Source organism: Kaistia sp. 32K, assembly GCF_016629525.1.
GTDB lineage: Bacteria > Pseudomonadota > Alphaproteobacteria > Rhizobiales > Kaistiaceae > Kaistia.
On the sequence record NZ_AP024269.1, the window covers coordinates 4,652,437 to 4,677,500 of the forward strand.

Here is a 25,064-nt window from a genome sequence, read left to right on the forward strand (position 1 = left end):
CGCGTCATGATCAACGCAATCGTCCTGGTCTTCGTCGGCGGCGCCCTCGGCGCCATGGTCCGTGAATTCCTGATGCTGGGGGTGCCCGATCTTTCCGACGGGTTCCCGACCTCGATCCTCGCGGCCAACGTCGTCGCGGCGTTTCTGCTCGGCCTGGTGACCGGCCTTCACAATCGCAAGTCCGTATCGGACGACGTCAATACGCTGGTCGCCACCGGCATCATGGGCGGATTGTCGACCTTCTCCAGCTTCGTCTACGGGTCCTACGTACTGATGTCCGAAACGACGTCAGGCGCGGTCGTCGCCGTTCTCTATCTCGTGGTCAGCCTCGTGGCCGGCTACGCGGCCGTGGAGGCCGGGCTGAAGCTCGGCGGACCGCGCCGCTCGGAGGAAGTCCGCCCGCCGGGACGCGCCGGAGGACAATAGCGAGCCTGAGGCACGAGGCCGCCGGCAATATCGGGGGCCCCGCCGCCCGATCGGGCCGGGCGGCTGGAGGATGGCTTCAGAGTTCCGAAGCGATCTTCTCCGGCGGCATGTTTTCGCCGGCGATCTCGCTCTGGCTCTTGGGCGGCTGCGGCTGCCGCGACTTCAGGTTTTCGATCGCCTGCTGCCAGTGGCTGGCGGCGCGGCCTTCGGGGCTACCCTCGGCAAGCCACAGCCGATGGGCCTCGTCGGCGATTTCCTGTTCGGTGAAGGGATGGGACATGGCGAACTCCGGCTCCTCGGCGCGCCGGACGGGGCGCGCGCTCCCGGAATCAATACCCGAACCCGCCCAAGGTTTCGTGCGAATCCGGCTCGAAAGACGTGTCTCCCGAGGCGGATGGCCGCTCCCCCGGCGTAGCTCTGGCCGTTCGACGCGGCTTCGGATAGTTTGCATCTGAGCCGATCTCGGCTCTCGAGACGACGACTGGACCGACCCGTGAACCGCAAGCGCATTCTCACCTTCGGCAGCTCGCTTCTCGTCCTGCCGCTCGCTCTCCTTCTCTACATCTGCATGCTGCTCGTGACGGGCAATTTCCACACGGTCATCGCCGGGACGCTCTATCGCTCCGGCCAGCCCACGCCGCATCGCATCGACGAATATGCCCGCAGCTACGGCATCCGCACGATCATCAACCTGCGCGGCGCCAATGTCGGCGCCAGCTGGTATGACCAGGAGGTCGCCGAAGCCAAGCGGCTGGGCATCGCGCATGTCGATTTCCGCATGTCGTCCCGCGCCGAGCTGCCGCAAACCGACGCCGAGAGGCTGGTGCAGATCTTCGAGACGGCCGAGAAGCCGGTGCTGATCCACTGCGCCGATGGCAGCGACCGGACCAGCCTGGCCGCGGCGCTCTATGTGGCGGCCGTCGCCAAGCTCGGCGAGAAGGCGGCCGAGGACCAGATCTCGCTGCGCTACGGCCATTTCGCCATTCCCTACGGACCGACCTGGCCGATCGACCGGACCTTCGAGGATCTGGAACCATGGCTCGGTTATCATGATTCCTGAGCCCTCGATTCCCGACTTCCCGTCTGCTCCAGCCCTGGTCGGCCGGAGTCGTTTCGCCCAACCCGCACTCTGGGCGGCGCTGACGCTTTTCGGCGCCGGCGCGGCGGAGGCGGAGGGATTTCGGCTCGACGCGCCACCGGTCGACCCTCCGTCCAGGCGTGAGCGGAGCGCGGCGCCGGAGCCCAAGGAGGCAGAGGATTCCAGCTACGCCCGGATCTGCGAAGCCTTCGGCGAAGGATTTACCTATTCGCCGGCAACAGGCGTCTGCATCAAGATCGGCGGCTATGTTAAGTTCGGCACCTCTTTCGGCCGCGGCAGCGGGGCGGGAACGCGACCGGGGACGCAGGCGTTCGAACTCCGGTAACGGCGATGCCGCCGCCTGCCGGTTGCTGATCCGCGAGCCACGCCGCTCCCCCGACAAACCGACGAACAGGCAGGGCTGATGACGTCCGCGAAACTTCCTCCCGAGCTGCTGAATGGGGATCTGTCGCCCCGTGCGATGGAAAAGGCGATCGACGAGGCGGAGCCGGGCCGGGGAAGGCTTGCCAACACCCCCGCCGACATCCCGGCGCGCGGATGGAAGGACATTCTCTGGCGCGTCTTCGAAAGCTCGCTGGAGGACCGTGTCCTGACGCTCGCCGGCGGCATGGCGTTCTTCTGCCTGCTGGCGCTGTTCCCCGGCCTGAGCGCGATGGTCACGCTTTATGGGCTCATCGCCGACAACACCACCATCAACAGCCATCTCTCCGGCCTCGCCTTCGTGCTGCCCGCCGGCGCGTTCGAGCTGATCGCCGACCAGGTCAATCTGGCCGTCCGGGCTTCGAGCGGCACGCTGAGCTTCAGCTTCGCCCTCTCCTTCCTGTTCGCGATCTGGAGCGCCAATGCCGGCATCAAGGCGACGATCGACGGCCTCAACGTCGCCTATGGCGAACGCGAGCAGCGCAGTGTCATCGCGCTCAACGTCGAAAGCCTGATCTTCACCTTCCTGGCGATCGCCGCCGGCATCGGCGCCATCGTCTTCATCATCGCCGTGCCGATCGCCTTCCGCGTGCTCGAGGTCGGCCGGTCGTCGGAGACCTGGATCACCCTCTTGCGCTGGCCGGTGCTCGGCTTCTTCGTCTGGGCGGCGCTGGCCATCCTCTATCGCTTCGGCCCCTGCCGCGAGCAGCCGAAATGGCGCTGGGTCACATGGGGCAGCACCGTCGCCGCCACGCTCTGGATCATCACCTCGATCAGCTTCTCCTGGTATGTCTCGAGCTTCGGCAGCTACGACCGCACCTATGGCGCGCTCGGCGCCATCATCGGCTTCATGACCTGGATCTGGCTGTCGGCGACGGTGATCCTGATCGGCGCCGAGCTCAATGCCGAGATGGAGCACCAAACGGCGCGCGACTCGACCACGGGCCGGGCCAAGCCGCTCGGCAAGCGCGGCGCGGCGGTGGCCGATTCGATCGGCAAGGCCCAGGACTGAAGTCCCTGGACGCCTGAAGCCCAAGGCCGCTGAAGTCCCGAGGCAACGAAACCGCGGCGACCGCGTTTTCCGGTTCGAAAGCCGCGTGGCCGGGCCCCCGTCGCGCGCGATTGGTTGTTTTTGCCAGTATCCCGCGATGATACGGATGAAAGCGAACCCGCCGATGGCCGAGCCGCTTCGGATCGAGATCCCGACCACCGACACCGAGCCGCTGGAGCCGCCGGAACTCGCCGGCGAGGCCGGGCCGCTGCCGGCGGATCCGAAGCTGGTCATCCAGGCCTGCCTGCTGACCATCACCATCCTGGCCGTCTGCTCCTTCGCCGCCGACATCATCCTGCCGATCGTGCTGGCGATCGTGCTGAAGCTGCTGTTCCAGCCCGGCATGCGGCTGCTCGATCGGCTGCATGTGCCGCGCGTGATCGCGGCGCTGCTGCTGATCCTGGCGGTCTTCGGCGTCATCGTCGGCGTCGGCGCCGCGCTTTCGGGCCCGGCGACGGCCTGGGCCGAGAAGCTGCCGGAAGGCGTACAGCGGCTAGAAGAACGGCTCAAATTCCTCAGCCAGCCGATCGGCGCGCTGCAGAAATTCCTGCATCAGTTCGACGGCGCCACGGCCGGCGGCGCCGGGCCGACGCTCTCCGAGACGCTGATGAAGGGCACCCAGCATTTCGCCAGCGGCTTCTTCGAGACGATCCTGGTGCTGTTCTTCCTGCTCGTCTCCGGCGACACCTTCCTGCGCCGGATGGTGGAGATCCTGCCGAGCTTCAGCGACAAGCGCCGCGTCGTCGAGCTGTCGCAGCAGATCGAGGAGAACGTCTCGGCCTATCTGGTGACGATCACGCTGATGAACATCGCCGTCGGCGTCGCCACCGGCTTGGCCATGTGGGCCTGCGGCCTCGGCGATCCCATACTCTGGGGCACTCTGGCCTTCCTCCTGAACTACGTGCCGATCATGGGCCCGGTCGCCGGCGTCGGCCTGTTCCTGCTGGCGGGATTGCTCACCATCGACCCGCTCTGGCAGGCGCTGCTGCCGGCCGGGCTCTATTTGCTCATCCACGTGCTTGAGGGCGAGGCGATCACGCCGATGCTGCTGGCGCGGCGCTTCACGCTCAACCCGGTGCTGGTGATCGTCTCGCTGATCTTCTGGTTCTGGATGTGGGGCGTGCCGGGGGCCGTGCTGGCGGTGCCGATGCTCGCCATGGCGAAGATCATCTGCGACGGCGTCCGGCCGCTCAACGCCGTTGGCCACTTCCTCGAAGGATAGCGGTCAGGAAAGCGGTCAAGAAAAAGGCCCGGCGTCCACGCGGACGGCCGGGCCTTTAAAAAAAAAGGGAAAGCCTGGCGTCAGCGGCTCAGCACTGGGCGTTGATGGTGCCCGCGATGGCGACGCCGCTGGCGAGGCCCGGCGCCTGCAGGATCATGCGCACCGAGGCGCCCTCGACCAGCGTGGCATAGCCGGACGGCATGCCGACCTCGCCCTTCGTGCCGTTGCTGCGGGTGTATTCGAGCACGACGGAGGCCTTGGGCGGAACGCCGCCGACCGAGACGCGCCAGACGCGGTCGACGCCGCCATCGACGATCGTCTTGGTGCCGGCGCCCTTCAGGTCCCAGCGCGTCTGCTTGCAGGACGGGTCGGCCGCCTTGGCGGGCGCGGCCGCCGCCTTCGTCTTGGCGAAGCTCTCACCGGCGGACAAGGCGCCGACGGCGGAGATGACGGCGAGAGCCAGCGGAATTGCGAAGCGGTTCATTCTGAATCCTCGGCGAAACGATCGCCATAGCTATCAAGACGAGGCGACAGGCTTCAAGCCCGGCTCCAGGTTGCAATCGATTTTGCGTGACGGTGTGGCCCGGCCGCCCGCGATCGGCGCTTCTCAGCGCAAGGCCGGCGGCATTTCCTGATAGCCATCCGTGGCGGCGGCCTCATAGGCCGGGGCCGGCTGACGCGCCGGCGCGACCGACGCCGTCGGCGTCTGGTCGACGAACTCGACATCGACGCCGACCTTGACCAGCTTCACCAGCTCCTGCGCGTCCCAGTTGGTCAGGCGCAGGCAGCCATGGCTGTTGGTCTTGTCGATCTTGCTCGGCTCCGGCGAGCCGTGGATGCCGTAGGTCGGCTTGTCGAGGCCGATCCAGACGGTGCCGACGGGATTGTTCGGGCCGCCCGGCAGCCGCAGCGCCTTGGTGTTGTTGCCCTGCTGGAAATTGACCTTCGGACGGTACCAGTAGTCGGGATTCTCGGCGATCGCCTTGACCATGTGGATGCCCGACGGCGACGGCAGGTCGGTGCTGCCGATGGTGGCCGGATAGGCGACGACGACGTCCCACTTCTCGTTGTAGCCGATCAGCTGGCGCGTGCTCGCGTCGGCGACCAGATGGGCGACCTTGGCCTTGGCGTTGGGGCCGACATCCGCGACCGTGATGATCGTGCCCGCCACGGTGAAATCGGCGTTCGGGTTGAGGCGGCGCAGGAACGTCTCGTCCATGTGGAACTTTTCGGCCAGAAGCTCGACGGGATCGCGGTAGGACAGCGCCGGCAGCAGCGCCATCTCCGCATAATCCTTCGGCATCACCGGCACGAACGGGCCGGCGACGTCCTTGTCGGTGATGGCGTAATCCATCAGCACCGGGCGACTGTCTGCGGCCTGCAGGATGTCCCAGATATCCGGCCCGAGCCGGCCGTCGGCCGGCAGATTGTGCATGCTCTGCAGGGCGGAGATCGCCTTGTTGAGGTTGCCGCCCTTGTGGCCGTCAATAACGCCGGGCGAGACATGCACCCGGTCGAGCAAAATCTGCAGCTTGACCACCAGCGGATCGGGCTTGTCGCTCTTGGCGGCCAGGGCGCCGTCGAGGGGCGTCTGGTTCACCAGCGCGACGAATTCGGGCGGAAGCGGCGACACGGCCGGACGCCGCGCGGCGGCGACCGGCGCGGGAGCAGCCGGCGCCGGCGGGGCGGCGTATTCCGCCGGATAGCGGTCATAGGCGGGCGGCGCGCGCTCGTAGTCGGCCGGCGGCGGCTCGTAGGCCCGCTCATAGGAGCGCTGCTCGTCATAGCGATCGCGCATCGATGGCTCGCCCCACTCCTGCGCGCCGGCCGGCAGGGCAAGGAGCAGCATCGCCAGGGAAGGCAACAGCGTCACGCGGGACAAGGCAACGAACAAGGCAGGCACTCCAGCCAAAATGAACGCGGCAGCATCGGCAGTCTTCCGGCGGAATTTAATAAATCAGGGTTAAAAATTCTTAACCGCGCCGCTATAGGCCTTGTCGCCTGCCCGCCACGACAGGCGACGACGCCTCGACGACCCGGATTTTGCCATGAAGGATTTCTCTCTCCGCCAGAAGGGCCTCGCCTTCGTGCTGGCCGCCATCGCCGGCTATGTCGACGCCATGGGCTTTCGCCATCTCGGCGGCGTCTTCGTCTCCTTCATGAGCGGCAATACCACGCGCTTCGGCGTCGACGTCGCCATGGCCGACTGGATGAAGGCGGCCGAGATCGCCGGCATCATCGCCCTCTTCGTCGCCGGCGCGACCCTGGGCGGGCTGATCGGCCAGGATGGCGAACGCAGCCGGCGGGCGGCGATCCTCTGGACCGAGGCGGCGCTGCTCGCCATCGCCGCGGCCTCCCACAATCTCGGCATCGCCATCATCGGCACGGTCGCGATGACGCTGGCCATGGGCGTCGAGAACGCCGTCTTCCAGCGCAACGGCGCGCCTGGCATCGGCCTCACCTATGTCACCGGGGCGCTGGTCAAGGTGGGGCAGAGCCTCGCGGCCGCGCTTCGCGGCGGCGATCGCTGGGCCTTCCTGCCGAGTTTGCTGATCTGGGCCTCGCTCTGCCTCGGCGCGGTGCTGGGCGCCGTCGTCTATGGCGTCGTCGGCCTTGCCGGGCTTTGGTTCGCCTGCGCCGTGATCGCCGCGCTGGCGATTTTCGCCCGCTAACAGGCCGGTTACGTCAGCGGAAGCGACTTATATTGCACTGCACCATGACGTCCACGTCGAATGTTGCTCTGCATCCAGCGCAGGGCAGGCATGAGTTTTTTCGCAGTGCTCATTTCTGCGACCGCCGACTAAATTCAAATCATCAGAACGGCGACAGAGAGATCGGGCGCCACTGATAGTCCGAATGGCCGGCGTGAAAGGAACAGACGATGGTCAGCCTCGTTGCCTCCTACAAGACCTGGATGAAGTATCGCGAGACCCGCAGCGAGCTTTCGCGGCTCGACAACCGCGAACTGAGCGATCTGGGCATCAATCGCGCCGACATCAAGGCGATTGCCAAGCAGGCCGCCGGATACTGAGAATTTCCCAGTTCGTTGGGGAACGAACCTCCTCCCTCGTTCCCTGCGATTAGGTGCCCCACAAACCTCCTCCCTTGTGTGGCACCATCAACTAAGGCGCCCGTCGACCTCCTCCCCGACGGGCGCTTTTTTTATGCGCGTTTCCAAGCGCACCGCGCCATCGGCGCCGATCCCGAACGATCTCCCCGCCTGCCCCTTGAAATCGATGCCGCCGCACGCCCATCTGCGTTTCCGCAACGCGGACGCGGACGTCCGCGAACCATCGGGGTCAACATGGCGCTATCGATCTACGAAGCTTCGCTTCCGGTCTTCATCCGCTCGTTCGGAAATCTCCAGGCGATCCTCGACAAGGCCGTGGAACAGAGCGTCCGCGACGGCATCGATCCGGCGACGCTGATCGAGGCGCGGCTCGCGCCCGACATGCTGCCGCTCTCGGGCCAGGTGCAGCGCGCCAGCGACACCGCCAAGGGCGCCGCCGCGCGGCTCGCCGGCATCGACAATCCGAGCTTCGCCGATACCGAGACGACGTTTCCCGAACTGAAGGCCCGCATCGGAAAGACCGTCGCTTTCCTGAATTCGGTCAGGCCCGAGCAGCTCGAGGGCAGCGAAACGCGGACGATCTCGATGCGCAACGGCGCGGTCCAGCTCGACGGCCGGACTTATCTGTTCACCCATGCGCTGCCGAACTTCTTCTTCCACGTCTCGACCGCCTATGGCGTGCTGCGCCACAAGGGCATCACGATCGGCAAGGCGGATTTCCTCGGCAACCGCTAGCGCGCCCGCCGGTCACCGCGCGGGGGCGGCCCGGCTCCGCGCCGGGTCGCGCCGCCAGCTGCCGCCCTTGTCCGTATCCGCCAGCCAGCCGCCCAGCTCGCGCTCGCTCGGCGTGCAGCGGTCGGACTTCCGGCAGTCGGACGCGGCGACAGGCTTCGGCGCCGCCTCGGCCCCGGAGGCCGCGCGAGTCGTCGCGCCGGCGCCGAGCAGGAGCGCGACGATCGCGATGGCAAATCCGGTCTCGCGGGGCATGGCGTCCTCCTGTTCGAGGCCGCCAGCATACCGCGTATCGGAAGAAGGGGCTGTGACAGCGATCACGCTCGGGTCACGCCAGCCGCGGCTCGCTTTATCGCGTCAGCGTCCGCCGCACGGCATCGCGCCATCCGGCGAGCTTCGCCTCCCGCACCTCCGCCGCCATGGTCGGCACGAATTTCTGGTTGAGCCGCCAGCTCGCGGCGAAACCCGCCTCGGCCGGCCAGACGCCAGCCTGCCGTCCGGCGAGCCAGGCCGCGCCGAGCGCCGTCGTCTCCAGCACGACCGGCCGGTCGACCGGCGCATCGAGGATGTCGGCGAGGTTCTGCATCGTCCAGTCGCTCGCCACCATGCCGCCGTCGACACGCAGCACCGTCTCGCCCGCCCGCGCCCAGTCGCGCCGCATGGCGTCGAGCAGGTCGCGCGTCTGGTAGCAGACGGATTCGAGCGCCGCGCGGACAAATTCGTTCGGACCCGTGCCGCGCGTGAGCCCGAACAGCGCGCCCCGCGCCTCGGCATCCCACCAGGGCGCGCCGAGCCCGGTGAAGGCCGGCACCAGATAGACCTCCTGGTGCGGATCGGCGGCGGCGGCCATCGGCCCCGACTGGTCGGCGCGATCGAGCAGATGCAGCCCGTCGCGCAGCCACTGGATCGCCGCGCCGGCGACGAAGATCGAGCCTTCCAGCGCATAGGTCGTCTTGCCGTCGAGCCGATAGGCGATCGTCGTCAGCAGCCGGTTCTGCGACTGCACGAAATCCGAGCCGGTGTTGAGCAGCGCGAAACAGCCCGTGCCATAGGTCGATTTCAGCATGCCCGGCTGGAAACAGGCCTGGCCGAGCGCCGCCGCGTGCTGGTCGCCGGCAATGCCGGCGATGCGGATCGCCGCGCCGACCACGGCCGGATCGGTGACGCCGAAATCGGCGGCGGAATCCAGCACGTCGGGCAGGATCGCCTTCGGCACGCGCAAAAGCGCCAGCAGCTCGTCGTCCCATTCGCCGGTGCGGATGTTGAAGAGCAGGCTGCGCGAGGCGTTGGTGGCGTCGGTCGCGTGCACACGGCCGCCCGTCAGCCGCCAGAGCAGGAAGCTGTCGACCGTGCCGAAGGCGAGCTCGCCGCGCTCGGCGCGCGCCCGCGCACCCTCCACATGGTCGAGGATCCAGGCGATCTTGGTGCCGGAGAAATAGGGATCGAGCAGCAGGCCGGTCTTTGCGGTGAGCTCCGCCTCGGCGCCCGCCGCCTTCAGCTCGGCGCAGATGTCCGACGTCCGCCGATCCTGCCAGACGATGGCGTTGTGGATCGCCTTGCCGCTGGCGCGGTCCCAGACGATCGTCGTCTCGCGCTGGTTGGTGATGCCGATCGCGGCGATGTCGGTGAGCGCCAGCTTGGCGTTGGCAAGCGCGAACCGCACGGTCTCCATCGCCGTCCGCCAGATGTCCTCCGGATCGTGCTCGACCCAGCCGGAGCGGGGGAAATGCTGCGGAAATTCCTGCTGGCCGACGCCGCAGACCTGATAATTGCCGTCGAAGACGATCGCCCGCGTCGAGGTGGTGCCCTGGTCGATCGCCAGGATGAAGCTGCTCATGGGGTCCTCCCGAACCGTATTCGGCCGGGCCGCGACGCCATGCAGCCACCCGCCGCCAGCCGGCCAGTCGCCTGGCAGGCGGCTGACGCCCATGCCGCAGGAGCCCTCCCGGAATCCGTCTCGTCGCCGATGCTAGCGATTCGCCGCCCGATGCGCGAGCGACGCCAACACCTTGACTTGATGTCCTTCTGCAACAGTTTGATCGGGAATAGGCGCGCGGGACGGATGCAGACCGAATGATGCGGAATTTTGACCGGCTGGTTGATATGCTCGACGCTGTCGAAGCCGGATAACCGAGGCGATGACGGAAACACCCGATGACGTGGCCGAACAGGAACCCGAGTTCGGTACGAGGAAATCCTTCGCAGCGCTCGTGCAGGAATTCAGCGCATTCATCTCCGCGCTGTGGAATTCGTCCGGCCGGCGCAACTTCCTGCTCCTGACCATTGCCATCATCGGCGTGATCATCGCCACCTCCGGCATGCAGGTGGTGCTGAACGCGTGGAACAAGCCGTTCTACAACGCGATCGAAACCAAGAACGTCAAATCCTTCCTCTACTATTTGATGGTCTTCGGCGGCATCGCCAGCATCCTGCTCGGCCTGAATGTCGCGCAGACCTGGCTCGCCCAGATGATCACGCAGCAGACGCGCAAGTGGCTGACCCGCGACCTGATCGAGCAATGGCTGGCGCCACGCCGCCTCGTCGTCCTGGGCGACGCCGGCGACATCGGCATCAACCCCGACCAGCGCGTGCACGAGGACGCTAGGCACCTTGCCGAGCTCTCGACGGGGCTCGGCATCGGCCTGTTCCAGTCGACGCTGCTGCTCTTCAGCTTCGTCGGCGTGCTGTGGGTGCTGTCGAGCGGCGTCGTGCTCTCGGTCGCCAGCTACAGTTTCATCATCCCCGGCTACATGGTCTGGTGCGCGCTGATCTTCGCCCTGACCGGGTCCTGGGTCAGCTGGCGCGTCGGCCGGCCGCTGATCGGCATCGGCGTCGAGCGTTACGCGCGCGAGGCGGACCTTCGCTTCGCGCTCGTCCAGGTCAACGAAAACGCCAGCGGCATCGTGCTGAACGCCGGCGAGACCGACGAGAAGAAGCGCCTCGACGACGAGTTGGACCGCGTGCTCGACGTCATGCGCCGCCTCGTCAACGCGGTGGCGCGGCTGACCTGGGTGACGGCCGGCTATGGCTGGATCGGCATCGTCGCGCCGATCGTCATCGCGGCGCCCGGCTATTTCGGCGGCAAGCTCTCCTTCGGCGAGCTGATGATGGTGGTCGGCGCCTTCAACCAGGTGCAGAACTGCCTGCGCTGGTTCGTCGACAATTTCAGCGCCATCGCCGACTGGCGCGCCACGCTGGCGCGCGTCATGAGCTTCCGCCAGGCGCTCGTCACCCTCGAACAGCCGCGCGACAGCGGCACGCGCATCGAATACGACCTCGATCCCCTCGGCCGGCTCGAGCTCGACAACGTGGCGGTGACGTGGACCGGCGAGCGCGCCGCGCTCGACACGCCGCATGTCGAGGTCGCGCCCGGCGACCACCTGCTGATCGTCGACCGCACCGGTTCGGCGCATCGCGCGCTGTTCTCGGCGCTCGCCGGGCTCTGGCCCTGGGGCTCCGGCAAGATCAGCCTGCCGCCGCGCAGCAAGATGATGTACATGCCGGAACGCCCCTATGTGCCGGACGGATCGCTGCGCGCCGCCCTCACCTATCCGCTGGCGCCGACCAGCTTCAGCGACGAGGACCTCATGGCCGCGCTGAAGCGCGCCGACCTGCCGCGGCTCGGCGCCTCGCTCGACCGCAAGGCGCGCTGGGCCCGGGAGATCTCCTATGACGAGGAGGTGCGGGTGACCCTCGCCCGGCTGCTGCTCCTGAAGCCGGAATGGATCTTCTCCGAGCAGACCATCGACGCCATGGACGAGGGCCAGCGCGCCATCTTCACGTCGATCCTCGGCAAGGAGCTGGCGAAATCCGCTGTCATCACCGTATCGGGCCGGGCCTCGGCGACCGACTTCTACAACCGCACCGTGAACCTGGTCGAGGAAGATTCCGACGCGGACAAGGCGCCGGCGGAGAAGACCGACGCCCCCTCGGTGGCCGAGACCAGCGCCCCGGACCCCGCGAAACCCGAACGAGCGACAGCGCATGACGACCAAGAAGACACCCGCGCGGCAGACACCGCCAAGGCGACCTAGGGCGCTCTCCGACGCGGCGCTGCTCGATCGCGTGCAGCGCCAGACGCTCCGCTATTTCTGGGACTTCGCCCATCCGGTGAGCGGCCTCGCACGCGACCGCACGCTCGGCGACGACGACATCGTCACGATCGGGGGCTCGGGCTTCGGCGTCATGGCGATCGTGGTCGGCGTGGCGCGCGGCTGGCTCGCCCGCGACGAGGCGGTCGATCGGCTGCACAAGATGATCGGCTTCCTGGAGCGCACGCCGAGCTATCACGGCGCCTTCCCGCATTTCATGCAGGGCGCCACCGGCGCGACGATCCGCTTCAGCCGCAAGGACGACGGCGCCGACCTGATCGAGACGGCGTTCTGGATCCAGGGGCTGATCGCGGCGCAGCACTTCTTCGATCGACCGGACGGCAAGGAGCCGTGGCTCCGGGGCCGGATCGAGCAGATGCGGCGCGCCGTCGAATGGGACTGGTTCACCCGCGACGGCCGCGAGGTGCTGACCTGGCACTGGAGCCCCAACAACGGCTTCGCCATGAACCTCGAATTGCGCGGCTGGAACGAATGCCTGATCGCCTATGTGCTGGCGGCGGGCGCCGACGACCACGGCATCCGGCCGGCCGTCTACCACAACGGCTTCGCCCAGAGCCGCAGCTTCCTGAACCGGCGCATCCAGTACGGCATCGAGCTGCCGCTCGGCCCGGATGGCGGCGGCCCGCTCTTCTTCGCGCACTACTCGTTCCTGGGGCTCGACCCACGCGGCCTCTCCGATCGCTATGCCGACTACTGGGACCAGAACGTCGCCCATACCCTGCTCAACCGGGCGCACTGCATCGCCAATCCCGGCGGCTTCGCCGGATACGGCCCGGATAGCTGGGGGCTGACGGCGAGCGACGGACCCGACGGCTATTCGGCGTACGCGCCCGACAATGACCGCGGCGTGATCGCGCCGACCGCCGCCATCTCCAGCCTGCCCTATGTGCCGGAGCTGGTGATGCCGGTGCTGCGCCATTTCCACGACGATCTCGGCGACCGGCTCTTCGGCGACTACGGCTTCTTCGACGCGTTCAGCGACAGGGCCCACTGGACGGCGAAGACCCATCTCGCCATCGACCAGGGGCCGCAGGTGGTGATGATCGAGAACCACAGGAGCGGCCTCCTCTGGGATCTCGTCATGCGCGACCCCGAGGTGCGCCGCGGCCTCGCACGGCTCGACTTTCAAAGCCCGCATTTTTCCGGCGCGGCGGTGGCGTAGAGCCCGCGTCACGTCTCTCCCCGAGGAGATCTTAGCAGAACTCCACGCCCATCATGCTGAGGAGGCCCTAAGGGCCGTCTCGAAGCACGCAGAGCCGTTGGGCAGGCGATAGGTTGCACCGCGACCGTGCGTCCTCCGAGGCCCGAGCTGCGCTCGGGCACCTCAGGATGATGGAGATCGAGCGCCGCATGACGGCCGGAAGCGCCGCGTGAATGGCGGAACGGGCGGTATCGACGGATGCCCTCAGACCAGCAGCGGTTGCGCCATCAGGTCCTGGTGGCCGAAGACGCGGCGGTAGCGGGCGATCTCGTCCGCCGGGCCGGTCGCCTTGTTGGCGTTGTCGGAGAGCTTGACCGCCGGGCGGCCATTGGCCGAGACGACCTTGCAGACCAGCGAGATCGCCTGCAGCCGGTCGTCCTTGCCGTCCGGGGCACAATCGCGAAAATCGTTGGTGACGTTGGTGCCCCAGCCGATCGAGAGATTGACGCGGCCGCGGAAATGGCGCGCCGCCTCCTCGATCGTATCGATGTCCATGCCGTCCGACAGCACGATCAGCTTCTCGCGCGGGTCGCAGCCATGCAGCTGCCACCAGGCGATCGCCTCCTCGGCGCCCTCGATCGGCGGCTTCGAATCCGGGCGCAGTCCCTTCCAGTTCAGGATCCAGTCCGGTGCATTGCGCAGGAACTGCGTCGTGCCATAGGTATCCGGCAGCATGACGAGCAGATTGCCGTCATACATCTCCTGCCAGTCGCGCAGCACGTCGTAAGGCGCGTTGCGCAGCGCCTCGTCGCTCTCGGCCAGCGCCGCATAGACCATCGGCAGCTCATGCGCATTGGTGCCGATCGCCTCGAGACCGGCGGCCATCGCCATCTTGACGTTCGAGGTGCCGACGAAATTGTCGCCGAGACCCTCCTGCAGCGCCTCGACGCACCATTTCTGCCAGAGATAGCCGTGGCGCCGCCTTGTGCCGAAATCGGAGACTTTGAGCGGCCCTTCCTGCGCCAGCACGCGCAGCCGCTCAATCTTGCCCCAGAGCTTGGCCTTCGCCTTGGCATAGAGCACGTCGAGCTCGAACCGGCTCATGCCCTTCATAGCGGCGCGGGCGCGCAGCTCGCTGACGATGGCGAGCGCCGGCACTTCCCAGAGCGTCGTTTCCGACCAGAGCCCCTCGAAGCGCAGCTCGTACTGGCCGTCCTCGGTGCGGCGGAGCTCATATTCCGGCAGCTGGAAGCCTTCGAGCCAGTCGAGGAACTCCGGCTTGAAGATCTGCTTCACGCCGTAGAACGTATTGCCGGCGAGCCAGATCAATTCGTTCTTCTGGAAGCGCAGCGTCCGCGCGTGATCGAGCTGGTCGCGCAACTCCTGCTCGTCGATGACCTCGCCGAGCCGCACCGATTTGGTGCGGTTGATCATGCCGAAGGTCGCCCGCACGTCCGGCGACTTGGCCCGGATCAGCTGCAGCATCAGGAACTTGTAGAAGTCCGTGTCGAGCAGCGTCCGCACGATCGGATCGATGCGAAAGCCGTGATTGTACACGCGGGTAGCGATATCGAGCGACATGAAGCTGTCCGTAACGGGAGGCGACGCCCGGTCTCGGCCCTGAGGCGGGCGATGGAGCAACGGGGCGTTCGAGAGGCGGGCGTTATCCTTGGTAACCTTGCCCGCCAGTGAAGCAGCCCCCGCGCCCGCCCGCAAGACGGACCGCGAAGCGAAGCGGCGACAGAACGCCAGTTTACGTCACTTCCCCCCTGTTTTGGGCCGAGTTTTTCGCCCGCGCCGCCGCGTCCGGCGCCCGATCGGCCCGCGCGCGCCCCCGATGACGGCGGAAACCGCGCGGCAGTATGGAATTTCTCTGATCTTTCCGCCATATATGCGCCGACACCCACGGTCTGCCGACGCGGCCCGCAGCGTGATGATCGGAACGTCATGAACGCCCCCTTCGCCAAGATGAACGGTATCGGCAACCGGATCACCGTGCTCGACATGCGCGGCGCCGAAACGCGCCTGAACGCCGACCAGGCGCGCGCGATCGCCGCTGATCCGCTCACGGAATTCGACCAGCTGATGGTAATCGAGCCGCCGCGAACCGCCGGCACCGACGCCTTCATGACGATCTTCAACACCGACGGCTCGCTTTCCGGCGCCTGCGGCAACGGCACGCGCTGCGTCGCGCTCGTGCTGAATCGCGAGAACGGTCACGAGGCAATCAAGCTCGAAACCTCGGCCGGCCTGCTCGACGTCCGCGTCCGCGATGCCGTCAACATCACCGTCGACATGGGCGAGCCGCGCTTCGGCTGGGCCGAGATCCCGCTTTCCCGCCCGTTCGAGGACACGACCGCCATCGATCTGAGCTTCGGCCCCGTCGATGCGCCGATCCTGTCGCGGCCGGCGGTGGCGAATATCGGCAATCCCCACGCGATCTACTGGGTCGACGACGTCGCGGCGATCGACCTCGGCCGCATCGGCCCGATCCTCGAGCGCGACCCGATGTTCCCCGAGCGCGCCAACATCTCGATCGCCGAGGTGACGTCGGCGAGCGCGATCACGCTCCGCGTGTGGGAACGCGGCGCCGGGCTGACGCTCGCCTGCGGCTCGGCCGCCTGCGCCACCGCCGTCTCCGCCGCCCGCCTCGGCAAGACCGGCCGCATCGTCGACGTCCGCCTGCCCGGCGGCGTGCTGAACATCGAATGGCGCCCCGACAACCACATCTGGATGACGGGCGCTGCCGAATTCGAGCATGAGGGCGTCATCGGCCTCGGCAACGAGATCCGCATCGAGGTTGCGCCGGACACGGTCGCCCGCCGCGCATGACGATCGAGACGATCACCTTCGGCTGCCGCCTGAACACGCTCGAAACCGAGGTGATGCGGACCCGGGCCGCGGAAGCGGGCCTTTCCGACGCGGTGATCATCAACACCTGCGCGGTCACGGCGGAAGCCGTCCGCCAGGCGCGGCAGACGATCCGCCGGACCCGCCGCGAGCGGCCGGACGTGAAGATCGTCGTCTCCGGCTGCGCCGCGCAGACGGAACCCGCCACCTTCGCCGCCATGGACGAGGTCGATCTCGTCCTCGGCAATGAGGAAAAGCTGAGCGCCGCCGCCTACCGCCCGCTGGGGCTTCGGATCGCCGACCACGAGCGTGTCAAAGTCGCCGACATCATGGACGTGCGCGAGACGGCGGGTCATCTCGTCGCCGGCATGGACGGGCACACGCGAAGCTTCGTGCAGGTGCAGAACGGCTGCGATCATCGCTGCACCTTCTGCATCATCCCTTATGGCCGCGGCCCCTCGCGCTCGGTGCCGATGGGCGCGATCGTCGAGCAGATCCGCCAGCTCACCGCGACCGGCCATGCCGAGATCGTGCTGACCGGCGTCGACATGACCGCCTATGGCGCCGACCTGCCGGGAAGGCCGACGCTCGGCACGCTGGTCGCGACCATCCTGAAACTCGTTCCCGAGCTGCCGCGCCTGCGCCTCTCCTCGATCGACACGATCGAGGTTGACGACGCGCTGATGCGGGCGATCGCCGAGGACGAGCGGCTGATGCCGCATCTGCATCTGTCGCTGCAGGCCGGCGACGACATGATTTTGAAGCGCATGAGGCGCCGGCATGGCCGCGCTGACGCGATCCGCTTCTGCGCCGACGTCCGGCGGCTTCGCCCCGACATCGTCTTCGGCGCCGACATCATCGCCGGCTTCCCGACCGAGACGGAGGCGATGTTCGAGAACTCGCTCGCCATGGTCGACGAGTGCGGCCTGACGCATCTGCATGTCTTCCCGTTCTCGCCGCGTCCGGGTACGCCGGCCGCGCGCATGCCGCAGCTCGATGCCGCCACCATCAAGGCCCGCGCCGCGCGGCTGCGCGAAAAGGGCCAGGCGACGCTCCAGGCGCATCTGGCGCGCGAGATCGGCGCCACGCGCCGCGTGCTGATGGAAAAGGGCGGCGTCGGCCGCACCGAGCATTTCACCCCGGTCTCCATGCCGGGTATCGCCGCCGGAACGCTGGTTCCGGCGCAGATCGTTGGACGGACCGCTTCGGGCCTCCTCGCCACCCCACTCGCAGAGGCCGCCTGAACCATGGCAGAAGAAAAGAAGGGCCTGTTCCGTCGCTGGTTCGGCGGCGGCGCGCCGAAGCCGGAGGAGCAGGCGCCCGAGCTCGTCGCGACGCCCGAGCCGGTCGCAGTCGCCGAGCCCGAGCCGGTCACCGCCGAGGCCCCTGCTCCCGTTGTAGTGCCGGCGGAGGCGATCGAGCTTGTCGAGACCGTCACGCCGATCGAGGCCGTCGTGGTCGAAGCCGAGCCCGAGCCGACCGTGGCCGAGCGGGAAGCGCCCGTCGTCGCCGAGATCGCGGCGCCCGAACCCGTCGCAGAAGCGCCAGTCCCGGCTCCGGCGGCACCGCCCGCAGCGCCCCGCCCGACCGGTTTCTTCGCGGCGCCGGCCGCGCCCGCCGCTGCCCCGGAACCCGCACCAAAACAGAACTGGTTCCAGCGGCTGAAGGCCGGCCTGTCGCGCTCGTCCAACGCGATTTCCGACGGCATCGTCTCGGTCTTCACCAAGCGCAAGCTCGACGCCGACACGCTGGAGGAATTCGAGGACGTGCTGATCCAGGCCGATCTCGGCCTGACGACGTCGTCGGCGATCATCGAGGCGCTGAAGAAGGGCCGCTTCGGCAAGGAGATCGACGGCGACGAGGTCAAGGCGATCCTGGCCGAGGAGGTGACAAAAGTCCTCGCGCCGGTGGCGAAGCCGCTCGTCATCGATCCCGCCCGCAAGCCGCATGTCGTCCTCGTCGTCGGCGTCAACGGCACCGGCAAGACGACGACGATCGGCAAGCTCGCGGCGAAGCTTCGCGCCGAGGGCCGTTCGGTCATGCTCGCCGCCGGCGACACGTTCCGCGCCGCGGCGGTGGAGCAGCTGAAGATCTGGGGCCAGCGCACCGGCTCGGCCGTCGTCGCGCGCTCGATCGGCGCCGACGCCGCCGGCCTCGCCTTCGACGCGCTCAAGGACGCGCAGGCGAACGGCACCGACGTGCTCCTGATCGACACGGCCGGGCGGCTGCAGAACCGCACCGAGCTGATGGCGGAGCTCGAAAAGGTCATCCGCGTGATCAAGAAGCAGGATCCGACCGCGCCGCACAGCGTGCTTCTGACGCTCGACGCCACCACCGGGCAGAACGCGCTGCAGCAGGTCGAGATCTTCGGCCGCGTCGCCGGCGTTTCCGGCCTAGTCATGACCAAGCTGGACGGCACGGCGCGCGGCGGCATCCTGGTGGCGATCGCCTCCAAATACGGCCTGCCGATCCACTTCATCGGCGTCGGCGAGGGCATCGACGATCTCGAGCCCTTCGCGGCCGACGATTTCGCCCGCGCCATCGCCGGCATCGCCAGCTAGATCCTTTCACCGTTTCATGGAAACGATGACGTGATCTAGCTATTTGTTTGGTCGCGTTTTCTTCACGCGGGCATCCACTTCGCTCGAAAACGCTCTAGTGATCGTCCGGGCTGCCGCGACGTGACCGACGCCATAGATCAGCCGCCTTATTGGCCCTATCTTTTGGCGACCACCACCGAAAGCCGACCATGACACTCGAAATCGAACGCGCCCCCAACGATCCCGCCCGCAAGGAGCTCAATCCGCTCCTCAAGCTGGCCCTGGAGCTCGGACCGCTCGGCGTCTTCTTCTTCGCCAACGCCCGCGCCGACATCTACTGGGCGACGGGCCTGTTCATGGCGGCGACGCTGGCGGCGCTGGCCGTCTCCTACGCGATGACGCGCAAGCTGCCGATCATGCCGCTGGTGACGGGCGTCGTCGTGGTGGTGTTCGGCGGGCTGACGCTCTGGCTGCACGACGACACCTTCATCAAGCTGAAGCCGACCATCGTCAACACGCTGTTCGGCGCGGTCCTGCTCGGCGGCCTCGTCTTCGGCCGCTCGCTGCTCGGCTATGTCTTCGATAGTGTCTTCAAGCTGACCGACGAGGGCTGGCGCAAGCTCACCTTCCGCTGGGGCCTGTTCTTCCTGGCGCTCGCCATCCTGAACGTCGTCGTCTGGAAGGCCGCAGACGCCTACTATTCGGCCGACGCGAAGGCGGCGACCGATCTCTGGGTGAATTTCAAGGTGTTCGGCATCATGCCGCTGACCTTCCTCTTCACCCTGTTCCAGCTGCCGCTGATCTCGCGCACGACGATCGCCGAGGACAAACCCGAGACGCAGCCGACGCGCTGAGAGGCGTCATCTCTCCCTGAGCACACCTTCACGCAACACCGTCCTCATCAGGCTGAGGAGGCCCGAAGGGCCGTCTCGAAGCAGGCAGGGCCGTCCGGCGATCGATGGGCTGCCTGGGCCGTGCCACCCTCCGCCGTCATCCCGGCGAAGGCCGGGAGCCAGACACACCGGCCATGGCCGGAAGGCTGAGCTGGAATTTCCCGGCCGGTGTTCATGGGCCCCGGCCTCCGTCGGGGCGACGGTGCCCTGCCCATAGGCCGTGGCCACATGGCGACCTTTCGGCGATCTGCAAAGTCCTGCCGGGCAGCCAAAGCGATCAGGACGCGGCCAGCGCCTTTTCGATCTCCGGCATCATCACTTTTTCGAGGCTGTCGTCGCTGAGCGGGCCGACGAACTTGAAGCGGATCGTGCCGTCGCGGCCGATGAGAAACGTCTCCGGCACGCCATAGACGCCCCAGTCGATCGAGCTGCGGCCCTTCTCGTCGACGCCAACGGCGGCATAGGGATTGCCGAGCTGGCCAAGGAAGGCGCGCGCGTTGGCCGGCTGGTCCTTGTAGTTGATGCCGACGAGCTGGATGCGCTTGTCGGCGGCCAGCTTCTCGAGCAACGGGTGCTCCTCGCGACAGGGCACGCACCAGGACGCCCAGATATTGACCAGCGTCACCTTGCCGTCGAGCGCGGCCGTATCGAGGCCGGGTTTGTCGAGGCCTTCGAGCGGCGGCAGCACCGTCACGGGCGCCGGGCGCCCGATCAGCGCCGAGGGGATCAGCGACGGATCGCCCCCCTGCTCCAGCCGGATGACGAAGATCACGGCGAGCGCGGCGAAGGTGGCGATCGGCGCCGAGATCAGCAGGCGCCGCACGAGCGAGCGGGGCGGCTTCGCCTCGACCGGAGACCGGGTCTCGCTCACGGCTTCACCGTGGCGCTGCCAGCGGTCTTGCCGGCGGCCTTGCGCGCCGAACGGCGGCGGATGCCGCGCGCCTCGAGATCGGCGAGCTGGCGGCGCAGATGGCGGCCGTCGAGGACGATCCAGGCGAAGAGCGCCAGGATGATGACGATCGTCACGCCATAGGCGGCGAGGATGAAGCCGGCATGCGGTCCCAAGGCTTCGATCATGCCGGCGCTCCCGCGGGGCTCGCGGCGGCGACGAGGCGGAGCGCGCGGATGCGGCGACGCAGGATCTCGTTGCGCATCGCCATCAGGCTCAACGCCAGGAACAGCAGCGTCGCGCCGATGGCGCAGATCAGGAGCGGATAGAGCATGCTGGCGTCGATGGTCGAGCCGCCCATGCGGAAGACGCTCGCCGGCTGGTGCAGCGTGTTCCACCAGTCGACCGAAAACTTGATGATCGGCAGGTTGACCGAGCCGACGAGGATCAGCACGGCGCCGACACGGCCGGCCTTGTTCGGATCCTCGATGGCGTTCCAGAGCGCGATCAGGCCGAGATACATCAGGAACAGGATCAGCACGGAGGTCATGCGCGCATCCCATTCCCACCAGGTGCCCCACATCGGCTTGCCCCAGAGCGAACCGGTCAGGAGCGCCATCAGCGTGAAGGCGGCGCCGATCGGCGCGATGGCGCGGGCGGCGACGTCGGCGAGCGGATGGCGCCAGACCAGTGTGCCGAGCGCCGAGACGGCCATCATGCCGTAGCCGAACATGGAGAGCCACGCGGCCGGCACGTGGATGAACATGATCTTGACCGTCTCGCCCTGCTGATAGTCCGCCGGCGCGACGAAGAGGGCCAGATACAGCCCCGTGCCGAGGACGAGCGCCGTCACCGCCCAGAGCCAGGGCAGGAGGCGATCGGCGAGCGACATGAAGCGCGTCGGATTGGCGAGATCGAGAAGGGCCATGCGGATGTCATAGGGTCGCGCCGCGATAATCGCAACGCGACGGATTGCAGCCCCTGCAAAAAGTGCCGGTGGAGCGGCGGAATGAAAATGGCGCCGGCAGGCCGGCGCCATTCGTCCCGAGGGACCGCGAGCCATCCGCGGATGCCCCAGGCGGATTATTCGGGCGTCCTGCCGGCCGGGGCCAGCGCCCCGGTGGGCTCGGCCGGCGTCGTCCGGAGCGCGAAGACGGCGACGGCGAAACCCGCCAGCGGCAGCAGCGCGGCGATGAAGGCGACTGATCCGAGCCCGCCATGATCGATGACCGCGCCGCCCAGCCAGGCGCCGAGCGCATTGCCGAGGTTGAAGGCGGCGATGTTGAAGCTGGAGGCGAGGCTCTGCCCGGCTCCCTTCGCGTTCTCCAGCACCCAGAGCTGCAGCGGCGCCACGGTGGCGAAGGCGGACGCGCCGAGAAGGCCGATCGAGACGACCGCGAGGATGCGGTTCTCCAGCGCGAAGCCCATCAGCCCGAGCACGATGGCGAGCGCCATCAGGCTGCCCAGCATGGTCGGCACCAGATGCTTGTCGGCGAGCTTGCCGCCGAGAAGATTGCCGAGGATCAGGCCGCCGCCGAAGACGAACAGGATCGGCGACACGGCGCCCTCCGCGAAGCCGGTGATCTCGGTCAGGAGCGGCACGATATAGGTGAAGACGGCGAAGACGCCGGCATAGCCGAGCACGGTCGTCAGCAGCCCGAGCAGCACCGGACGGCGCATCAGCGCCCGCAGGTCGCGGCGGAAGTCCGGCGCCTCGGGAGCCGTGCGGTCACGCGGCACGAACACGGCGATGATGGCGAAGGCGACGAGGCCGACAAGCGCCACCGCCCAGAACGTCGCACGCCAGCCGAAGGCCTGGCCGAGCCAGGTGCCGAAGGGCACGCCGAGCACGTTGGCGACCGTCAGGCCCGTAAACATGATGGCGATGGCGGAGGCCCGCCGGTCCGGCGCCACCAGCGTCGTCGCGACGACCGAGCCGACACCGAAGAAGGTGCCATGGGCGAAGGCGGTCAGGATCCGCGCCGCCATCAGCGTCGTGTAATCCGGCGCCAGCGCGCAGGCGAGGTTGCCGATGGTAAAGATCGCCATCAGCGCCAGCAGTGTGGTCTTGCGCGACAGCCGGGCCGTCAGCGCGGTCAGGACCGGCGCGCCGACGACAACGCCGAGCGCATAGCCGGAGATGAGCAGGCCGGCAGCGGAGATCGAGACGCCGAAATCGACGCTGACCTCCATCAGCAGGCCCATGATGACGAATTCCGTGACGCCGATGCCGAAGGCACCGGCCGTCAGGGCGTAGAGGGCGACGGGCATAGGTTTGCATCCCGGGTTGAACAGGTCGACCCGGAAGGTGGCCTCGCGCCGGCCCGCGATCCAGATCGCCGCCCGGCACGGCATCTATGAAGCGAATTCACAGACACCGCGCCGGGTCGCTCGCGCCCCGCCCCGGGGAGCCCTAGTATTGGCCGCCCCTATGCCTTCTCCCGCGCCGCCCAGTTCAGGCCGCGGCGCAGGATCGTCCGCATCTCGGCATTGTCGAACTCGGCCGCGACATGCCCGAGCGCCGAATAGAAGACGCGCCCGGCGCCGAACCGCCGCTTGAACACGACCGGCATGACGACGCCGGCGGTGACCGGATCATGCTCGCCGGTAAACGTCGTTGTCGCCAAGATCTCGATCGACGGATCGTAATGCAGGTAATACTGCTCCGACACATAGTCGAAGCTCGATATGCCCTGCATCACCGGATCGTCCGGCCGCGTGACGTCGACCCGGTAGCGAACGATGTCGCCCGGATGCGCCACCCATTGCACCCCGACCAGATAGTGAAACTGCACGATGTTGCGGAACGAGGTGGCGAGACCGCCATGATAGCTGGCAAGCCCGAGCCCGTTCCGCACGGCGAGCGAGAGACGCTCGATCTGGGCCTTTTCGATCTCGTCGCTGGTGATGATCGGCACGACGAGGTCGAGCTCGTCGAGCTGGTCGCTGCCGAGCGCGCGGTAGTCCTGAGTGATGTGGGTGTCGAATCCGTCTTGCCCGAGGATTTCTTCGACTTTTTTTGCGCCTTGCTCGGGCTGGTGACCTGGCCATCCGCCGTAGACGATCAAGGCGTTTAGCATGTTTTCCCCCTGTTGGTTGTTTTGGTTTTTGGGATGATGTCGAAGGCTTTGTTTTTGCGCCAGTGTCCTAGAGGGGAGCTGGAGCTTCGTCCGGTCGGATCGGGGGTTGGCTCGGCCGCGGCCACCCGGTTTTGAGCTTGCGCGCTTGTGCGGGTCTGTTCCGGGCAGGTGCTGTTCCGCGCCGTGGCGCTAGTGCCGGCGTCGCCGCCGCCCTGCCCTCGCCGCCCTGCCCTGCCCTCGCCTTGGTGCTTGTGGCGACGTCCGGCCTGGGACCGGCCTGGGACCGGCCTGGTCCGGAGCGGAGCGCGCGTCGATTCCCGGCCGGTTTCGTGGTGCTTGAACGCAAAAAAACCGCCGGCGAGAATATCGCGCGGCGGGGTTTTTGTTGTGTTTCATCGTAGAGAGAATGTTTCGAAGGGTTTCTGTGCTTTGCAGGCCTGGCAGCGACCTACTCTCCCGTGTCTTAAGACAAAGTACCATTGGCGCGGAGGAGTTTAACGGCCGAGTTCGGAATGGGATCGGGTTCAGGCTCCTCGCCATGACCACCAGGCCGGCGAAGCACAGAAGAAACTGGTTTTGCAGGGTTAGCTGCTTTTGTCGTCGATGATCATTCCCGCGGATCTCGAGAGATCCGCTTGGGATGAGCATGGATTAATGGGAGTGATCAAGCCGATCGAGTTATTAGTACCGGTAAGCTGCATGCATTGCTGCACTTCCACACCCGGCCTATCAACGTGGTGGTCTACCACGACTCTCAAGGGAATACTCGTTTTGAGGTGGGTTTCCCGCTTAGATGCCTTCAGCGGTTATCCCGTCCGTACATAGCTACCCTGCAATGCGGCTGGCGCCACAACAGGTCCACCAGAGGTACGTCCATCCCGGTCCTCTCGTACTAAGGACAGATCCTCTCAATATTCCTACACCCACGGCAGATAGGGACCGAACTGTCTCACGACGTTCTGAACCCAACTCACGTACCACTTTAATCGGCGAACAGCCGAACCCTTGGGACCTTCTCCAGCCCCAGGATGTGATGAGTCGACATCGAGGTGCCAAACGATGCCGTCGATATGGACTCTTGGGCATCATCAGCCTGTTATCCCCAGAGTACCTTTTATCCGTTGAGCGATGGCCCGTCCACGTGGGACCACCGGATCACTATGGCCGACTTTCGTCTCTGCTCGACTTGTCAGTCTCGCAGTCAGGCGGGCTTATGCCATTGCACTCGACGACCGATTTCCGACCGGTCTGAGCCCACCATCGCGCGCCTCCGTTACACTTTGGGAGGCGACCGCCCCAGTCAAACTACCCACCATGCACGGTCCCGGATCCGGATGACGGACCGCGGTTAGACATTCATATTCACAAGGGTGGTATTTCAAGGATGGCTCCACACGAGCTGGCGCCCATGCTTCAAAGCCTACCACCTATCCTACACATGCAAACACGAATGCCAGTGCAAAGCTATAGTAAAGGTTCATGGGGTCTTTCCGTCTGACCGCGGGAACCCCGCATCTTCACGGGGAATTCAATTTCACT

General features: G+C 67.0%; 25 protein-coding genes and 2 rRNA genes (1 of these 27 running past the window's edge). 14 read left to right on the top strand and 13 right to left on the bottom strand.

Annotated features, from left to right (window positions below):
- Window positions 1–6: 6 nt before the first annotated feature.
- Entirely contained in the window at window positions 7–426 is a 420-nt protein-coding gene (locus K32_RS21465) for a CrcB family protein (RefSeq protein WP_201401460.1), read from the top strand.
- Window positions 427–502: 76 nt separating this feature from the next.
- On the opposite strand, the gene K32_RS21470 is transcribed toward K32_RS21465, so the two are convergent.
- The gene (locus K32_RS21470) at window positions 503–706 is read right to left on the bottom strand and encodes a DUF2934 domain-containing protein (RefSeq protein WP_201401461.1); all 204 of its coding nucleotides are present in this window, start codon (window positions 704–706) and stop codon (window positions 503–505) included.
- 213 nt (window positions 707–919) lie between these two features.
- Between K32_RS21470 and K32_RS21475 the strand changes: the two genes are divergently transcribed.
- The 4 genes from K32_RS21475 to K32_RS21490 all read left to right on the top strand — a co-directional run bounded on the left by K32_RS21475 (window position 920) and on the right by K32_RS21490 (window position 4,218).
- Window positions 920–1,486: a tyrosine-protein phosphatase gene (locus tag K32_RS21475; RefSeq protein WP_201401462.1), complete on the top strand. Its 567-nt coding sequence runs from the start codon at window positions 920–922 to the stop codon at window positions 1,484–1,486.
- Window positions 1,476–1,850: a porin gene (locus tag K32_RS21480; protein WP_201401463.1), complete on the top strand. Its 375-nt coding sequence runs from the start codon at window positions 1,476–1,478 to the stop codon at window positions 1,848–1,850. The genes K32_RS21475 and K32_RS21480 overlap by 11 nt, the downstream gene beginning before the upstream one ends.
- A 78-nt stretch (window positions 1,851–1,928) precedes the next feature.
- Window positions 1,929–2,957, top strand: a complete 1,029-nt coding sequence (locus K32_RS21485) for a YihY/virulence factor BrkB family protein (RefSeq protein ID WP_201401464.1) — start codon at window positions 1,929–1,931, stop codon at window positions 2,955–2,957.
- 163 nt (window positions 2,958–3,120) lie between these two features.
- Window positions 3,121–4,218, top strand: a complete 1,098-nt coding sequence (locus K32_RS21490) for an AI-2E family transporter (protein ID WP_201401465.1) — start codon at window positions 3,121–3,123, stop codon at window positions 4,216–4,218.
- A gap of 88 nt (window positions 4,219–4,306) precedes the next feature.
- Here the strand turns inward: K32_RS21490 and K32_RS21495 are convergent, their stop codons facing one another.
- Window positions 4,307–4,702: a hypothetical protein gene (locus K32_RS21495; RefSeq protein WP_201401466.1), complete on the bottom strand. Its 396-nt coding sequence runs from the start codon at window positions 4,700–4,702 to the stop codon at window positions 4,307–4,309.
- Between the two features lie 123 nt (window positions 4,703–4,825).
- The gene (locus tag K32_RS21500; protein ID WP_201401467.1) at window positions 4,826–6,112 is read right to left on the bottom strand and encodes a L,D-transpeptidase; all 1,287 of its coding nucleotides are present in this window, start codon (window positions 6,110–6,112) and stop codon (window positions 4,826–4,828) included.
- Between the two features lie 154 nt (window positions 6,113–6,266).
- Here K32_RS21500 and K32_RS21505 point away from each other — a divergent pair, with 154 nt between their 5' ends.
- The 3 genes from K32_RS21505 (at window position 6,267) to K32_RS21515 (ending at window position 8,023) form a co-directional block, all read left to right on the top strand.
- Window positions 6,267–6,890: a YoaK family protein gene (locus K32_RS21505; protein ID WP_201401468.1), complete on the top strand. Its 624-nt coding sequence runs from the start codon at window positions 6,267–6,269 to the stop codon at window positions 6,888–6,890.
- A 209-nt stretch (window positions 6,891–7,099) separates the two neighbouring features.
- The gene (locus K32_RS21510) at window positions 7,100–7,249 is read left to right on the top strand and encodes a DUF1127 domain-containing protein (protein ID WP_201401469.1); all 150 of its coding nucleotides are present in this window, start codon (window positions 7,100–7,102) and stop codon (window positions 7,247–7,249) included.
- Between the two features lie 273 nt (window positions 7,250–7,522).
- On the top strand, window positions 7,523–8,023 hold the full coding sequence (locus K32_RS21515; protein WP_201401470.1) for a DUF1993 family protein: 501 nt from the start codon (window positions 7,523–7,525) through the stop codon (window positions 8,021–8,023).
- A 12-nt stretch (window positions 8,024–8,035) separates the two neighbouring features.
- Here K32_RS21515 and K32_RS21520 read toward each other — a convergent pair whose 3' ends face one another.
- Together K32_RS21520 and glpK are read right to left on the bottom strand one after the other, a co-directional pair.
- On the bottom strand, window positions 8,036–8,275 hold the full coding sequence (locus K32_RS21520; RefSeq protein ID WP_201401471.1) for a hypothetical protein: 240 nt from the start codon (window positions 8,273–8,275) through the stop codon (window positions 8,036–8,038).
- Between the two features lie 94 nt (window positions 8,276–8,369).
- A complete protein-coding gene (glpK, locus tag K32_RS21525) occupies window positions 8,370–9,857 on the bottom strand; it encodes a glycerol kinase GlpK (RefSeq protein WP_201401472.1) in 1,488 nt (495 codons plus the stop codon).
- Window positions 9,858–10,158: 301 nt separating this feature from the next.
- Between glpK and K32_RS21530 the strand changes: the two genes are divergently transcribed.
- Both K32_RS21530 and K32_RS21535 read left to right on the top strand, forming a co-directional pair.
- A complete protein-coding gene (locus K32_RS21530; RefSeq protein WP_201401473.1) occupies window positions 10,159–12,054 on the top strand; it encodes an ABC transporter ATP-binding protein/permease in 1,896 nt (631 codons plus the stop codon).
- Entirely contained in the window at window positions 12,005–13,294 is a 1,290-nt protein-coding gene (locus K32_RS21535) for a glucoamylase family protein (protein WP_201401474.1), read from the top strand. The genes K32_RS21530 and K32_RS21535 overlap by 50 nt, the downstream gene beginning before the upstream one ends.
- 243 nt (window positions 13,295–13,537) lie before the next feature.
- Here K32_RS21535 and pncB read toward each other — a convergent pair whose 3' ends face one another.
- Window positions 13,538–14,854, bottom strand: coding sequence for a nicotinate phosphoribosyltransferase (gene pncB, locus K32_RS21540; protein ID WP_201401475.1), 1,317 nt, complete (start codon window positions 14,852–14,854; stop codon window positions 13,538–13,540).
- 366 nt (window positions 14,855–15,220) lie between these two features.
- On the opposite strand from pncB, the gene dapF reads away from it, so the two are divergent.
- From dapF to K32_RS21560, 4 genes are all read left to right on the top strand, one after another.
- Entirely contained in the window at window positions 15,221–16,105 is an 885-nt protein-coding gene (gene dapF / locus K32_RS21545; protein WP_201401476.1) for a diaminopimelate epimerase, read from the top strand.
- The gene (gene mtaB / locus K32_RS21550) at window positions 16,102–17,367 is read left to right on the top strand and encodes a tRNA (N(6)-L-threonylcarbamoyladenosine(37)-C(2))-methylthiotransferase MtaB (RefSeq protein WP_201401477.1); all 1,266 of its coding nucleotides are present in this window, start codon (window positions 16,102–16,104) and stop codon (window positions 17,365–17,367) included. The genes dapF and mtaB overlap by 4 nt, the downstream gene beginning before the upstream one ends.
- Before the next feature lie 3 nt (window positions 17,368–17,370).
- Entirely contained in the window at window positions 17,371–18,684 is a 1,314-nt protein-coding gene (gene ftsY / locus K32_RS21555; protein ID WP_201401478.1) for a signal recognition particle-docking protein FtsY, read from the top strand.
- Between the two features lie 188 nt (window positions 18,685–18,872).
- On the top strand, window positions 18,873–19,517 hold the full coding sequence (locus tag K32_RS21560) for a septation protein A (RefSeq protein WP_201401479.1): 645 nt from the start codon (window positions 18,873–18,875) through the stop codon (window positions 19,515–19,517).
- A gap of 316 nt (window positions 19,518–19,833) precedes the next feature.
- Here K32_RS21560 and K32_RS21565 read toward each other — a convergent pair whose 3' ends face one another.
- The 7 genes from K32_RS21565 to K32_RS21595 all read right to left on the bottom strand — a co-directional run.
- Window positions 19,834–20,427, bottom strand: coding sequence for a DsbE family thiol:disulfide interchange protein (locus tag K32_RS21565; protein ID WP_201401480.1), 594 nt, complete (start codon window positions 20,425–20,427; stop codon window positions 19,834–19,836).
- Entirely contained in the window at window positions 20,424–20,633 is a 210-nt protein-coding gene (gene ccmD, locus K32_RS21570; protein ID WP_201401481.1) for a heme exporter protein CcmD, read from the bottom strand. The genes K32_RS21565 and ccmD overlap by 4 nt, the downstream gene beginning before the upstream one ends.
- The gene (locus K32_RS21575) at window positions 20,630–21,373 is read right to left on the bottom strand and encodes a heme ABC transporter permease (RefSeq protein WP_201401482.1); all 744 of its coding nucleotides are present in this window, start codon (window positions 21,371–21,373) and stop codon (window positions 20,630–20,632) included. The genes ccmD and K32_RS21575 overlap by 4 nt, the downstream gene beginning before the upstream one ends.
- A gap of 155 nt (window positions 21,374–21,528) precedes the next feature.
- Complete coding sequence (locus K32_RS21580) at window positions 21,529–22,716, bottom strand: MFS transporter (protein ID WP_201401483.1); 1,188 nt, start codon at window positions 22,714–22,716, stop codon at window positions 21,529–21,531.
- A 158-nt stretch (window positions 22,717–22,874) separates the two neighbouring features.
- A complete protein-coding gene (locus K32_RS21585) occupies window positions 22,875–23,525 on the bottom strand; it encodes a ThuA domain-containing protein (protein ID WP_201401484.1) in 651 nt (216 codons plus the stop codon).
- A gap of 435 nt (window positions 23,526–23,960) precedes the next feature.
- Window positions 23,961–24,075, bottom strand: a 5S ribosomal RNA gene (rrf, locus tag K32_RS21590).
- Window positions 24,076–24,185: 110 nt separating this feature from the next.
- Window positions 24,186–25,064, bottom strand: a 23S ribosomal RNA gene (locus K32_RS21595) (it continues 1,873 nt past the right edge of the window).

What these genes read in the sequence shown, in the direction of transcription:
- K32_RS21530 (WP_201401473.1), top strand. Translation starts at nt 10,159, where the DNA reads ATGACGGAAACACCCGATGACGTGGCCGAACAGGAACCCGAGTTCGGT.
- K32_RS21575 (WP_201401482.1), bottom strand. Translation starts at nt 21,373, where the DNA reads ATGGCCCTTCTCGATCTCGCCAATCCGACGCGCTTCATGTCGCTCGCC.
- K32_RS21510 (WP_201401469.1), top strand. Translation starts at nt 7,100, where the DNA reads ATGGTCAGCCTCGTTGCCTCCTACAAGACCTGGATGAAGTATCGCGAG.
- ftsY (WP_201401478.1), top strand. Translation starts at nt 17,371, where the DNA reads ATGGCAGAAGAAAAGAAGGGCCTGTTCCGTCGCTGGTTCGGCGGCGGC.
- K32_RS21560 (WP_201401479.1), top strand. Translation starts at nt 18,873, where the DNA reads ATGACACTCGAAATCGAACGCGCCCCCAACGATCCCGCCCGCAAGGAG.
- glpK (WP_201401472.1), bottom strand. Translation starts at nt 9,857, where the DNA reads ATGAGCAGCTTCATCCTGGCGATCGACCAGGGCACCACCTCGACGCGG.
- ccmD (WP_201401481.1), bottom strand. Translation starts at nt 20,633, where the DNA reads ATGATCGAAGCCTTGGGACCGCATGCCGGCTTCATCCTCGCCGCCTAT.
- K32_RS21585 (WP_201401484.1), bottom strand. Translation starts at nt 23,525, where the DNA reads ATGCTAAACGCCTTGATCGTCTACGGCGGATGGCCAGGTCACCAGCCC.
- K32_RS21520 (WP_201401471.1), bottom strand. Translation starts at nt 8,275, where the DNA reads ATGCCCCGCGAGACCGGATTTGCCATCGCGATCGTCGCGCTCCTGCTC.
- K32_RS21485 (WP_201401464.1), top strand. Translation starts at nt 1,929, where the DNA reads ATGACGTCCGCGAAACTTCCTCCCGAGCTGCTGAATGGGGATCTGTCG.
- K32_RS21465 (WP_201401460.1), top strand. Translation starts at nt 7, where the DNA reads ATGATCAACGCAATCGTCCTGGTCTTCGTCGGCGGCGCCCTCGGCGCC.
- K32_RS21470 (WP_201401461.1), bottom strand. Translation starts at nt 706, where the DNA reads ATGTCCCATCCCTTCACCGAACAGGAAATCGCCGACGAGGCCCATCGG.
- K32_RS21490 (WP_201401465.1), top strand. Translation starts at nt 3,121, where the DNA reads ATGGCCGAGCCGCTTCGGATCGAGATCCCGACCACCGACACCGAGCCG.
- mtaB (WP_201401477.1), top strand. Translation starts at nt 16,102, where the DNA reads ATGACGATCGAGACGATCACCTTCGGCTGCCGCCTGAACACGCTCGAA.
- K32_RS21515 (WP_201401470.1), top strand. Translation starts at nt 7,523, where the DNA reads ATGGCGCTATCGATCTACGAAGCTTCGCTTCCGGTCTTCATCCGCTCG.
- K32_RS21535 (WP_201401474.1), top strand. Translation starts at nt 12,005, where the DNA reads ATGACGACCAAGAAGACACCCGCGCGGCAGACACCGCCAAGGCGACCT.
- K32_RS21505 (WP_201401468.1), top strand. Translation starts at nt 6,267, where the DNA reads ATGAAGGATTTCTCTCTCCGCCAGAAGGGCCTCGCCTTCGTGCTGGCC.
- pncB (WP_201401475.1), bottom strand. Translation starts at nt 14,854, where the DNA reads ATGTCGCTCGATATCGCTACCCGCGTGTACAATCACGGCTTTCGCATC.
- K32_RS21480 (WP_201401463.1), top strand. Translation starts at nt 1,476, where the DNA reads ATGATTCCTGAGCCCTCGATTCCCGACTTCCCGTCTGCTCCAGCCCTG.
- K32_RS21495 (WP_201401466.1), bottom strand. Translation starts at nt 4,702, where the DNA reads ATGAACCGCTTCGCAATTCCGCTGGCTCTCGCCGTCATCTCCGCCGTC.
- dapF (WP_201401476.1), top strand. Translation starts at nt 15,221, where the DNA reads ATGAACGCCCCCTTCGCCAAGATGAACGGTATCGGCAACCGGATCACC.
- K32_RS21580 (WP_201401483.1), bottom strand. Translation starts at nt 22,716, where the DNA reads ATGCCCGTCGCCCTCTACGCCCTGACGGCCGGTGCCTTCGGCATCGGC.